The organism is Pseudomonas sp. SR18 (assembly GCF_023701505.1).
GTDB classification, from domain to species: Bacteria; Pseudomonadota; Gammaproteobacteria; order Pseudomonadales; family Pseudomonadaceae; genus Aquipseudomonas; species Aquipseudomonas cyclaminis.
Map to the genome: position 1 here is coordinate 106,565 of NZ_JAMQAU010000015.1, position 11,914 is coordinate 118,478.

The window sequence follows — 11,914 nt, forward strand, 5'->3', positions numbered from 1 at the left end:
AAATCGCCAGCCCATCCGTGTAGTGCTTGAAACTGCGATCTATTCGCATTAACGGCGTTTTCTACACGGGTTCTCACAGCATGAAGTCGACGGCAGGCGGTTTGGTTAAACAGTGGCTGGGAGCCTCGGTATTAGCGGTGTCGGGGTTGGCATTGCTGCCCCTGGGCGTGGCTCAGGCGCAGGAGCAGCAAAGCGCCCAGTTCACCTTTGCCCTGGCTGCCAAACCGTTGCCCCAGGCCTTGAGCGATTTCAGCCGGGTCACCGGGATCAGCGTGATCTATACCGATGAAGCGCCTTACGGCCTCAGTGCCCCGGCGGTCCGCGGGCAAATGAGCGCGACCCAGGCCCTGCAACACTTGCTGGCGAACTCCGGTTTTACCTTCCGTCAGATCGACGCCCGCACCCTGGCCCTGGAACCTGTGCCCACCGAGGGTGCGCTCAACCTCGGCGCGACCACCATCAGCGGTGTCGGCCAAACCGAGGACAGCACCAGCTACCAGCCGCCGCCCACCAGTTCGGTGATGCGCTCCCGTGCTTTGCTGCTGGAAACCCCGCAAACCGTCAATGTGGTACCCGCCCAAGTGCTGCGCGACCAGACCCCGCGCAACCTGGATGACGCCCTGGCCAACGTCAGCGGCATTACTCAGGCCAACACCTTGGCCAGCACCCAGGACGCCGTGATGCTGCGCGGCTTTGGCGACAACCGGAACGGCTCGATCATGCGCGATGGCATGCCGGTGGTGCAGGGCCGTGCATTGAACTCAACCGCGGAGCGGGTCGAAGTGCTCAAAGGCCCGTCGTCGCTGTTGTATGGCATCCAGGACCCGGGCGGCGTGGTCAATATCGTCAGTAAAAAGCCGCAACTGACCCAGGCCACGTCCCTGACCGTGCGCGGCTCGTCCTTCGGCGACGGCAAGAACGGCAGCGGCGGCAACCTCGACACCACCGGCCCCATCGGCGATTCGGGCCTGGCGTATCGCCTGATCGTCGACCATGAAGACGAAGACTACTGGCGTAACTTCGGCACTCACCGCGAGTCGCTGGTGGCGCCATCCCTGGCCTGGTACGGCGACACCACCAAGTTGTTGTTTGCCTACGAGCACCGCGAATTTCTTTCCCCGTTCGACCGCGGCACGGCCATCGACAAGTCCAACCACCCGCTGGACATCCCGGCCACCCGCCGTCTGGATGAGTCATTCAACAATATGGAAGGGCGTTCCGACCTGTACCGCTTTGAAGCCGACCACGACTTGAACGACGACTGGAAAGCCCACTTCGGCTACAGCTGGAACCGTGAAACCTACGACGCCAGCCAGGTGCGCGTCAGCGCGGTGAACACCAACGGCACCCTGACCCGCAGGATGGACGGCACCCAGGGCGCGATCACCACCGACCGCTTCACCACGGCCAGCCTGGAAGGCAAGGTCAATGTGCTGGGCATGCAGCATGACCTGGTGTTCGGCCTGGACGACGAGTACCGCAAGGTCTACCGCGCGGACCTGATTCGCCAGGCCTCGCGCACCACGTTCAACTACAACAACCCGGTGTATGGCAACGAAGTCGCGGGCACTACGGTCAGCGCCGCCGACAGCGCCCAGACTGACCTGCTGCGCAGTGACTCGCTGTTCTTCCAGGACGCGATCCACCTCACCGACCAGTGGATATTCGTGGCGGGCGCGCGCTACCAGATGTACGACCAATACGCCGGCAAAGGCGTGCCGTTCAAGGCCAACACCGACGGCAACGGCCAGGCCTGGGTGCCGCGTGCAGGGCTGGTGTATCGCTACACCGATGAGCTGTCGTTCTACGGCAGCTACACCGAATCGTTCAAGCCCAACTCCACCATCGCCGCCCTGGCCGATGGCAGCACCTTGACCGGCGACCTTACGCCCGAAGAATCCAAGTCGTGGGAGCTGGGCGCCAAGCTCGACATTCCTGGGCGCATCACCGCCAGCGCGGCGTTGTTCAACATCGACAAGCGCAACGTGCTGGTGTCGGTGGGCTCTGGTGCGAACACCGTCTACAGCATCGCCGGTCAAGTGCGCTCTCGTGGCCTGGAACTGGATGCCAGCGGCCAATTGACCGACAAGTGGAGCCTGATCGGCAGCTACGCCTTCACCGATGCCGAAGACATCAAGGACAACGACCCGACGCTGCAAGGCAACCGCCTGCAAAACGTCGCCAGGCACACCGGCTCGTTGTCGGTGGCCTACGACTTCGGCAATATTTTCGGCGGTGATCAGTTGCGCGTCGGCACGGGTGCGCGGTATGTCGGCGAGCGCGCAGGCGACGCCGCCAACGATTTCGACCTGCCGGGCTACACCGTGGCGGATGCGTTCGCCACCTACGACACCCGGATCGACGGGCAGAAGGTCAAGTTCCAGGTCAACGTGAAGAACCTGTTCGACCGCGTCTACTACACCTCGGCGGCCAGCCGCCTGTTTGTGTCCATGGGCGATGCGCGGCAGGTGTCGGTGTCCAGCACCCTGGAGTTCTAAACCCCCAGCCCGCTCGCCACAAAGGTACGGAGCTGTTAGCGTTGCGGCCATTAATGGCTTTGCGGAACACGGTACCGATGCACTTTGGACGATGGCTACACCTGCTGTGCCTGAGCATTTTACTGGGCGGCTGTGCGAGCGTTTCGCAGCCGTCCACGTCCTCGACACTGGACCGCCTGTTGGCCGATCCTGCCCTCAACGGCGCCACGGTTTCGGTCATGGTGCGCGACGCCCGCAGTGGCGGCACCCTCTATCAACACAACCCGCGCACACGCCTGATCCCTGCCTCCAACCTCAAGTTGCTCACCACTGCTGCGGCGATGGATGTGCTGGGGCCGCAATACCGCTTTTCCACGCAACTGCTGAGCAACGGCCCGCAGCAAGGTGAGCGCCTGGTCGGCAACCTCTACCTGCGCGGCTTGGGTGACCCGACCACCCAGTTTGCCGACTACCAGGCACTCGCCGCCCAGTTGGCGAGCCAGGGCGTGCGCCAGGTGCAGGGCGACCTGGTGTTCGACGACAGCTTTTTCGACGCCGAACGGCTAGGCGTCGACTGGGCCCAGGACGATGAAAGTACCTATTATGGCGCGCAGATTTCGGCGTTGACGGTGTCACCCAATGCGGATTTTGACGCGGGCACCCTGATCGTCACGGCCAAGGCGCCGGTCATTGCCGGCCAGCCGGTGACTGTTTCTTTAAGCCCACCCACGGATTACGTGCAACTGGGCAACCGCGCCGTCAGCGGCCCCGGCAACAGCTTTGGCATCACCCGTCAGCACGGCACCAATCTGCTGCAACTGACAGGCACGCTGGCGCCGGGCAAGCAAAGCCGGCAGTGGGTGAGCGTGTGGGAGCCGACGCAACTGGTGGCCCATCTGTTCGAGCAGGCCCTGGCGCAGCAGGGTATCGAGGTGCTGGGGCGCAGGGTGATTGGCGGTGCAAGCCCTGGGACGGCCAGGGTGCTGGCGGAGCATCAATCGGCACCGTTGCAGGCACTGATCACGCCGCTGCTCAAGCTCTCGAACAACAACATGTCCGAAGCGTTGCTCAAGGCCATGGGCCGTAAAACGGCCAACGCGGGGACGGCGGCGGCGGGTGTGGCGGCGGTCGCGGCATTTATGCAGCGCCAGGGCCTGGACCCGGCGACGCTCAGCCAGGTGGATGGCTCGGGTTTGTCGCGGCGCAACCTGGTGTCGGCGCAGAACCTGGCGGACCTGCTGCTGGTAAGCGCCAGACAACCCTGGTTCGACGCCTGGTACAACGCCTTGCCGATTGCCGGCAATGCCGACCGTATGACCGGCGGCAGCCTGCGTTATCGCCTGCGCGGGACGGCTGCCGAAAACAACCTGCACGCCAAGACCGGCTCTATGGCCGGGGTGTCATCATTGAGCGGCTACATCACCGATGCCGAAGGGCGGCGGCTGGTGTTTTCGATGATCAGCAATAACTACTTGAGCGATGCAGCGCCGATCCGTGCCCTGGAAAACCGCCTGGCCGTGGCCCTGGCGCACTGGCACGACTGATTCAGGACTGATAACCCATCCGCCAACTCACGGCCTGGGTCGCCGCCAGCAAGCGCTGCGCCGCCGGGCCATCTTCGTCGGCATGGAACAGCGAGGTGGGGCCAACCACGGTTATCACCGCCGCCACTTGCCCAACCGCGTTGAACACCGGCGCCGACAGCGCATCCACCCCCGGCATCAGCAGGCCATGCACAAAGTGCAGGCCACGGCTGCGGATCTGCTCGCAGGTGAGGGCGTAAGCCTGGTCGTCGGCCAGGGCGTGGGCGAGACCGGCCTGGATTTCACGCTCACGCAACTCGACGGTTTCCCGCGACGGCAGGAAGGCGCTGAACACCAGCCCGGTGGATGAGCTGAGCAGCGGCAACACCGAACCCAATTGCGTCACCACCGTGACTGCGCGCACCGCCGGCTCGATCTGCACCACCGTCGCGCCCTGGTTGCCCCATACCGCCAGAAAGCAGGTTTCATTCAACTCGTCGCGCAGTTCTGCCAGGGGCATCGCGCCGACTTTCAGCACGTCCATGCTGCCCAGCGCGGCCAGGCCCACCCGCAGCGCCTCGCGCCCCAGGCCGTAATGGTTAGTGGCGGTGTTCTGTTCGGCAAAACCAGACGCGATCAACGCCTGCAGGTAGCGGTGCACCTTGCTTGCCGGCATCTGCACATGTTCGGCCAGGCGCGACAACGAAGTGGCGGGCGACAACTCGGCCAGGGCCTTGAGGATGTCAGTGCCCACTTCGGCCGAGCGGACTTTCTGTTTACCGGTGTCGCGGGGCTTTTCCATGGAAGGGCGAGAATCCGAGAGATGAATGGGCGTCTTTATAGCTTGACGGTCGATGGTGATCAAATTACGTTATGCGTAACTGGATTACGATAAAAACAACTGACCCCAGAGGAAGCTCCATGAACCTCGAATATCTTTCGGGCTTCGGCAATGAATTCGCCAGCGAAGCCCTGCCCGGCGCCTTGCCGGTCGGCCAGAACTCCCCGCAAAAAGCGCCCTACGGGCTGTATACCGAACTGTTTTCCGGCACCGCCTTCACCATGGTGCGCAGCGAAGCCCGTCGCACTTGGCTGTACCGCATCCAGCCATCGGCCAATCACCCGGCGTTCGTCAAGCTGGAGCGACAGCTGGCCGGTGGCCCTCTGGGTGCGGTAACGCCCAATCGCCTGCGCTGGAACCCGTTGGATATTCCCGGCGAGCCGACAGACTTTATCGACGGCCTCGTCGCAATGGTGGCGAACGCCGGGTCAGAAAAGCCCTCAGGCATCAGCATCCATACCTACCGCGCCAACCGTTCGATGGAGCGCGTGTTCTTCAATGCCGATGGCGAACTGTTGATTGTCCCCGAGCAGGGCCGCTTGCGTATCGCCACCGAACTCGGTGTGCTGGAGGTGGAGCCGTTGGAGATCGTCGTGCTCCCGCGTGGTCTCAAATTCCGCGTCGAACTGCTGGATGCGCAAGCACGCGGTTATGTCGCGGAAAACCACGGCGCGCCGCTGCGCCTGCCGGACCTTGGACCTATCGGCAGTAACGGCCTGGCCAACCCCCGTGACTTCCTTACCCCGGTTGCCCACTACGAAGATCTGAAACAGCCTACAACCCTGGTGCAGAAGTTCCTCGGTGAGCTGTGGGCCTGCGAGTTGGACCATTCACCGCTGAACGTGGTCGCCTGGCACGGCAACAACGTGCCGTACAAATACGACCTGCGCCGCTTCAACACCCTCGGCACCGTGAGTTTCGATCATCCCGATCCGTCGATCTTCACCGTATTGACCTCGCCCACCAGCGTGCACGGCCTGGCCAACCTCGACTTCGTGATCTTCCCGCCGCGCTGGATGGTCGCCGAAAACACCTTCCGCCCGCCGTGGTTCCACCGCAACCTGATGAACGAATACATGGGCCTGATCCAGGGCGCCTACGACGCCAAGGCCGAGGGCTTCCTGCCCGGCGGCGCGTCGCTGCACAGTTGCATGAGCGCCCACGGCCCGGACGGCGAGACCTGCACCAAGGCGATCAACGCCGAGTTGGCGCCGCACAAGATCGACAACACCATGGCCTTCATGTTCGAGACCAGCCAAGTGCTGCGTCCCACCCAGTTCGCCCTGGACTGCCCGCAACTTCAACCTGCTTATGACGCGTGCTGGGCCTCGCTGCCCAACACCTTCAACCCGAACCGGAGATAACCCATGACTCAGCCCACTACTACCCAAAGCTGGGTGGCCTGCGCCAATGGCCACCGCGACTTTCCTTTGCAGAACCTGCCGTTGGGCGTGTTCAGCATCAACGGTTCGGCCCCGCGCAGTGGCGTGGCGATTGGGGACTGCATCTTCGACCTGCATGCCGCTCTGGAAGCATTTGAGGGTGAAGCACGCCGAGCGGTTGAAGCGACGGCGGGCGGCCAGTTGAATGCGTTTTTTGAACTGGGCCGTGGCCCGCGTGTTGCGCTGCGTGAGCGCCTGTTGGAACTGCTTGCCGAGGGCAGCCCGCTGCAAGCGCGTGAGGCGCAGGTCCTGCACAGTGCCGCCGATTGCCAGATGCATGTACCGGCCCGGATCAATGACTACACCGACTTCTACGTCGGTATCGAGCACGCGCAGAACGTCGGCAAGCTGTTCCGTCCCGACAACCCTCTGCTGCCCAACTACAAGTATGTGCCAATCGGTTATCACGGCCGCGCCTCGACCATTCGCGCCTCCGGTGCCGATGTGCGTCGCCCCAAGGGCCAGACCCTGCCCGCCGGCCAGACCGAACCGACCTTCGGCCCTTGCGCACGGTTGGATTACGAGCTGGAACTGGGCATCTGGATTGGCCAGGGCAATGCCATGGGCGACTCGATTGCCATCGGCGACGCCGCCGAGCACATTGCCGGTTTCTGTCTGCTCAACGACTGGTCTGCGCGGGACATCCAGGCCTGGGAATACCAGCCGCTGGGGCCGTTCCTGTCGAAAAGCTTCATCACCACGATTTCGCCTTGGGTCGTCACGGCCGAAGCACTGGAACCGTTCCGCAAGGCGCAACCGGCTCGTCCCGAGGGCGATCCGCAACCACTGCCGTACTTGCTGGATAAACGTGACCAGGCCGCCGGTGCCCTGGACATTGAACTGGAAGTGCTGCTGACCACCGCGGCCATGCGCGAACAGAACCTGCCGGCCCAGCGCCTGGCGCTGAGCAACAGCCTGCATATGTACTGGACTGTGGCGCAACTGGTGGCACACCACAGCGTCAACGGCTGCCAGTTGCAGGCCGGTGATCTGTTCGGTTCGGGGACCCTGTCCGGGCCGCAGGAAGGGCAGTTCGGCAGCCTGCTGGAGATGACCGAAGGCGGCAAGAAGGTCATCGAATTGCCATCCGGCGAAGTGCGCAGGTTCCTGGAAGACGGTGATGAAATCATCCTGCGCGCCCGCTGCAACCGGGACGGTTTCGCCTCCATCGGCTTCGGCGAATGCCGTGGCACTGTGGTCGCCGCACGTTAAGAGGGCAGGGTGATGGAACTCTATACCTACTACCGCTCCACCGCGTCGTACCGGGTGCGTATCGCCTTGGCCCTCAAGGGCCTGGACTTCACGGCGGTGCCGGTGAACCTGCTGGTACCGGCGGGCGGCGCCAATCGCCAGCCGGAGTACCTGGCAATCAACCCTCAAGGCCGCGTGCCGGCCTTGCGCACCGATGACGGCGAACTGTTGATTCAGTCGCCGGCGATCATCGAGTACCTGGACGAACGTTATCCACAGGGGCCGTTGCTTTCCAAAGACCTGGCCACCCGCGCCCATGAGCGTGCCGTGGCGTCGATCATCGGTTGTGATATCCACCCGCTGCACAACTCCAGCACCCAGAACCTGCTGCGGCAGTGGGGGCACGATGAGGCGCAATTGCTGGAATGGATCGGTCACTGGATCAGCCAGGGGCTGGGCGCGGTGGAGCAGTTGATTGGCGATGCGGGGTTTTGTTTTGGCGAACAGCCTGGGCTGGCGGATACGTTTCTGATTCCCCAGCTGTACGCGGCGGAGCGCTTCAAAGTGCCGTTGGCTGCGTATCCGCGCATTGGCCGGGTGGCGGCATTGGCGGCGCAGCATCCGGCGTTCATTCAGGCCCACCCCGCCAACCAACCTGACACCCCATAACGCTCAAGGCTTGCACCGCCCCTCCCGCCGTGGATATGCGTCACCTACCAATAAAAATAAACAGGTACCTTGCGATGCACAATCAGATTGCCAGCTTTCGCGCGGCACTCGACGCCCGTCCGGTGTCGCGCTATCAGTGGTTGATCCTCCTGTTGCTGGCGTTGCTGCTGGTGACCGATGGCTACGATGCTCAGGTGCTGGGCTATGTAGTGCCGGCTTTGGCGTCGGATTGGGGATTGGAAAAAGCTGCGTTCGGCCCGGTGTTCAGCGCCAACCTGCTGGGGCTCACATTAGGCTCGCTGCTGGTGACGCCTTTGGCTGACCGATTTGGCGTACGGCGCATCTTGCTGGGCTGCGTGTTGATCTATGCCTGCCTGACTCTGCTGATGGTGTTCGCCCACTCACTGACCTCCCTGATGGCTGCACGATTTATCTGCGGCATCGGCATGGGCGGCGCGATGCCCAGCGCCATGGCGTTGATGTCGGAATATTCGCCGCCGCGCCTGCGCACTCTGATGGTGACCTTGGCGGCGTGCGGGTTCTCGTTCGGCGGTGCGGCGGGTGGGTTTGTGGCGGCGGGGTTTATCGACAGCTTCGGCTGGCAAGCGGTGTTCTTGGCCGGTGGCGTCACACCGTTGCTGTTGTTTCCGTTCCTGGTGTGGCTGCTGCCTGAATCGTTGCCGCGCCTGTTGCGCGATGCACCGCCGTATCGGCGATTGCGCAACGTGACCTCGCGCATGCTGCCCGACTGGCAACCGCCGCCGGCGAACGAGGCAGAACACCTTCAAGCGCAGGGCAGCAAGCTGACGGTGGTCGAGCTGTTCCGCCATGGCTATGCACGTCCGACGCTGCTGATCTGGGCGACCTTCTTTGTCAGTCTGATCTTGCTGTATTTCATGATCAGTTGGCTGCCGTCGCTGTTGCTGGAAAGTGGCCTGGCGCTGAATCAGGCCAATTTGGTGACGTCGATGTTCCTGTTTGCCGGCACCTTGGGCGCGATCGGCATGGCCTGGTTTGCCGACCGGCTCAAAAGCAAGGTGCGCCTGCTGTCCACTGTATTGGCGGCGGCTGCGGTGTGCACCGTTTTGCTGGGGCTGAACCACGACAATTCGCACTATCTGGTGGCCTGTGTGTTTGCGGCCGGGTTCTGCATCATCGGGGGACAATTGACCCTCAATGCTTTCGCCAGCAACTTTTACCCGGCGCATGTGCGTGCCACCGGTACCGGTTGGGCACTCGGTGTCGGGCGCTTTGGTTCGATCCTGGGGCCGTTGTTTGGCAGCATGCTGCTGGCGATGCATATTCCGGTGCAGCAGATTTTTTTCTTCTGCGCGATACCGGCGGTGATGGCGGCATTGTTGATTATTCAGGTCCGATCACCAGGGGGGGATGTGCCGAAAAGCGCGCTGCCTGGCGATATTCTCAAGGCGCCTGAGGGCTAGTGCACCACTGAATTGGGCGGCAAGTGCCCTAGCCGCTCGGTCAGGCGCAGGCGTTGGATCGGATCTTCACTGAGCATCAGCGCGTGTTCCAGGTCAAAACGCTCGGCGTTCGGGCAGTCCAGGCGTTGATACAGGCTGGCCCGTGCCAGGTAGTCGGCGGCATTGGCGCTGCCCAGTTCCAATACGCGCTCGGCGTCCACCAGGGCTGCCAGCGGGTTGTCGTTGGCGAGGTGCAACTGGCGCAGGTTGCGCGACAGTCGTTGCAGGATAGAACGCGCGTCGGCGGTGTGCAGGTGGTCGGCCTGCAACTTGAGGTTGGGCCCGTACTGGCGTTGCAGCAGTTCACGGCAATCGTTGGGGTACAGGCGCCGCCCGCCGCACGGGTCCAGCAAGTGATCGGCACCGGGCACCCGCAGCAGGAAGTGCCCGGGGAAGTTCACGCCAACCATCGGTATCTCCAGGCGTCGCGCAAGCTCCATGGCAATTAACCCCATGGCCAGGGGTTGCCCGCGTTTGCGCTGTAGCACCTTGTCCAGCAGTGCGGCGGCAGGGCGCAGCGGGGTGAAGTCATCCTGGGCAAACCCCAGGTCATTCATGCGCCGCAGCAGTGGTTGACCCAGTTCATCTGCCGGCAGCATGGGCATGCTCAGGCTGACCTGTTGTTGCAGTAAGGCCAGGTTCTGCAGGATCTCCAGCGGCTGCACCGCCGGGTCGTGCTCGGCGGCGATCCACAGCGCTGCTTCGAACAGCGCCGGCGGCGAACGTTGCAGGCAGGCGAAAAAGGCTTGGCGGGGCTTCATTGCGTTCTCCGGCGGATGCCCCCGTTTTAGCCTTGCTGAGAATGTTCGTCTAGTGGCTTAAGAAATATCCCACGTTCTTATGTCGCAAGCCCTGCAAAATCGGGCGGCTTATTCCAGTGCACTTCGGCAGTTTTCTGCCGCCAGCCTATACTTGGCGACACCAGAAGTGATTCGGGAGCTTGACGATGTTTGCTCTCATGCACAGCACCCGCCTTGAATCGCTGCACCTGAGCGTCGACCCGGTGACGGGGCTCAAGGCGGTCATCGCCATTCACAACAGCCGCCTGGGGCCTGCCTTGGGCGGCTGTCGTTATATCGCCTACCCCGACGACGAAAGCGCCGTGGCCGATGCCGCGCGCCTGGCCCAAGGCATGAGCTACAAGGCGGCCCTGGCCGGGCTGCCGGTAGGCGGTGGCACGGCGGTAATCCTGCGTCCCGCCCATGTGGAAAACCGGGCTGCGTTGTTTGAAGCGTTTGGACGTTGTGTCGAGCAACTCAATGGGCGCTACATCACCGCTATCGACAGCGGCACCTCGGTGGCCGACATGGATCGCATCGCCCAACACACCTGTTTCGTCACCAGCACCACCGCCGCTGGCGACCCTTCGCCCCATGCGGCCATGGGCGTGTTCGCCGGCATTCGCACCACCGCCATGGCCCGCCTGGGCAGCGACAACCTCGAAGGGCTGCGCGTGGCAGTCCAGGGCCTGGGCAACGTCGGTTATGCACTGGCCGAACAACTGCACGCCGCCGGTGCCGAATTGCTGGTCAGCGACATCGATCACGGCAAGGTGCAACTGGCCATGGAACAACTGGGCGCCCACCCCATCGCCAATGACGCGTTGCTCAGCACCCCCTGTGACATCCTTGCGCCCTGCGGCCTGGGCGCGGTGTTCAACCGCACGAGCGTGGGCCAACTGCGCTGTGCCGCCGTGGCCGGGTCCGCCAGTGCGCAACTGACCAACCTGCAAGTGGCCGACCAACTGGAAGGGCGCGGCATCCTCTACGCCCCCGACTACGTGATCAACTCCGGCGGCCTGATCTACGTCGCCCTCAAGCACAGCGGTGCCGAACTGCCGACCATCACCGCGCACCTGTCCAACATCGGCAAGCGCCTGACCGAAATCTACGCCCACGCCCAAGCCGAAAAACGCTCCCCGGCACGGGTGGCGGATGAACTGGCCGAACGCCTGCTCTACGGATGAGCACGCATTAAAAAGGCCCTGAACCAATGATTCAGGGCCTGTTCAATTCGGGCTTTATTCCGCCGCTGCGTTGAGCAACTCGGACAACGCGTCCGGCTGGCTCTTGAAGGCCTTGGCAAACACATCGCGATTTTTCGCCATGTAGATCCCGGCTTCTTCCACCTGCTGCTCGCTCAGGGACGGCACGGCTTTTTGCAACACTTCTGCCAGCAACTCAGCGAGTTCAAGCATTTTGTCATGACGGTCAGCTTCGGCTTTATCCATGAACAAACGCTCCAGATCTCGGCTGCTGCGGTATACCACTTCGACGGCCATTCACCACCT

The 11,914-nt window shown here is 63.1% G+C and carries 10 protein-coding genes; 7 read left to right on the forward strand and 3 right to left on the reverse strand.

Annotated features, from left to right (window positions below):
- Positions 1-80: 80 nt before the first annotated feature.
- Positions 81-2,498, forward strand: a complete 2,418-nt coding sequence (locus tag NDJ82_RS20990; RefSeq protein WP_250926219.1) for a TonB-dependent siderophore receptor — start codon at positions 81-83, stop codon at positions 2,496-2,498.
- A 77-nt stretch (positions 2,499-2,575) separates the two neighbouring features.
- Entirely contained in the window at positions 2,576-4,021 is a 1,446-nt protein-coding gene (gene dacB / locus NDJ82_RS20995) for a D-alanyl-D-alanine carboxypeptidase/D-alanyl-D-alanine endopeptidase (RefSeq protein ID WP_250926220.1), read from the forward strand.
- 1 nt (position 4,022) lies between these two features.
- On the opposite strand, the gene NDJ82_RS21000 is transcribed toward dacB, so the two are convergent.
- Positions 4,023-4,802, reverse strand: coding sequence for an IclR family transcriptional regulator (locus tag NDJ82_RS21000; protein WP_250926221.1), 780 nt, complete (start codon positions 4,800-4,802; stop codon positions 4,023-4,025).
- A gap of 119 nt (positions 4,803-4,921) precedes the next feature.
- Here NDJ82_RS21000 and hmgA point away from each other — a divergent pair, with 119 nt between their 5' ends.
- From hmgA to NDJ82_RS21020, 4 genes are all read left to right on the forward strand, one after another.
- Positions 4,922-6,205: a homogentisate 1,2-dioxygenase gene (hmgA, locus tag NDJ82_RS21005; RefSeq protein WP_158878115.1), complete on the forward strand. Its 1,284-nt coding sequence runs from the start codon at positions 4,922-4,924 to the stop codon at positions 6,203-6,205.
- Between the two features lie 3 nt (positions 6,206-6,208).
- The gene (gene fahA / locus NDJ82_RS21010; protein ID WP_250926222.1) at positions 6,209-7,495 is read left to right on the forward strand and encodes a fumarylacetoacetase; all 1,287 of its coding nucleotides are present in this window, start codon (positions 6,209-6,211) and stop codon (positions 7,493-7,495) included.
- 12 nt (positions 7,496-7,507) lie between these two features.
- Positions 7,508-8,143 (forward strand): maleylacetoacetate isomerase, encoded by a 636-nt coding sequence (gene maiA / locus NDJ82_RS21015; protein WP_250926223.1) that lies wholly within the window; start codon positions 7,508-7,510, stop codon positions 8,141-8,143.
- A 74-nt stretch (positions 8,144-8,217) separates the two neighbouring features.
- The gene (locus NDJ82_RS21020; RefSeq protein ID WP_112193598.1) at positions 8,218-9,585 is read left to right on the forward strand and encodes an MFS transporter; all 1,368 of its coding nucleotides are present in this window, start codon (positions 8,218-8,220) and stop codon (positions 9,583-9,585) included.
- On the opposite strand, the gene NDJ82_RS21025 is transcribed toward NDJ82_RS21020, so the two are convergent.
- Complete coding sequence (locus NDJ82_RS21025; RefSeq protein WP_099584978.1) at positions 9,582-10,385, reverse strand: SirB1 family protein; 804 nt, start codon at positions 10,383-10,385, stop codon at positions 9,582-9,584. The genes NDJ82_RS21020 and NDJ82_RS21025 overlap by 4 nt on opposite strands.
- A gap of 185 nt (positions 10,386-10,570) precedes the next feature.
- On the opposite strand from NDJ82_RS21025, the gene NDJ82_RS21030 reads away from it, so the two are divergent.
- Positions 10,571-11,590, forward strand: a complete 1,020-nt coding sequence (locus tag NDJ82_RS21030) for a Glu/Leu/Phe/Val dehydrogenase family protein (RefSeq protein WP_250926224.1) — start codon at positions 10,571-10,573, stop codon at positions 11,588-11,590.
- A 54-nt stretch (positions 11,591-11,644) separates the two neighbouring features.
- Here the strand turns inward: NDJ82_RS21030 and NDJ82_RS21035 are convergent, their stop codons facing one another.
- Complete coding sequence (locus NDJ82_RS21035) at positions 11,645-11,905, reverse strand: YebG family protein (RefSeq protein ID WP_003171979.1); 261 nt, start codon at positions 11,903-11,905, stop codon at positions 11,645-11,647.
- Between the last annotated feature and the right edge of the window lie 9 nt (positions 11,906-11,914).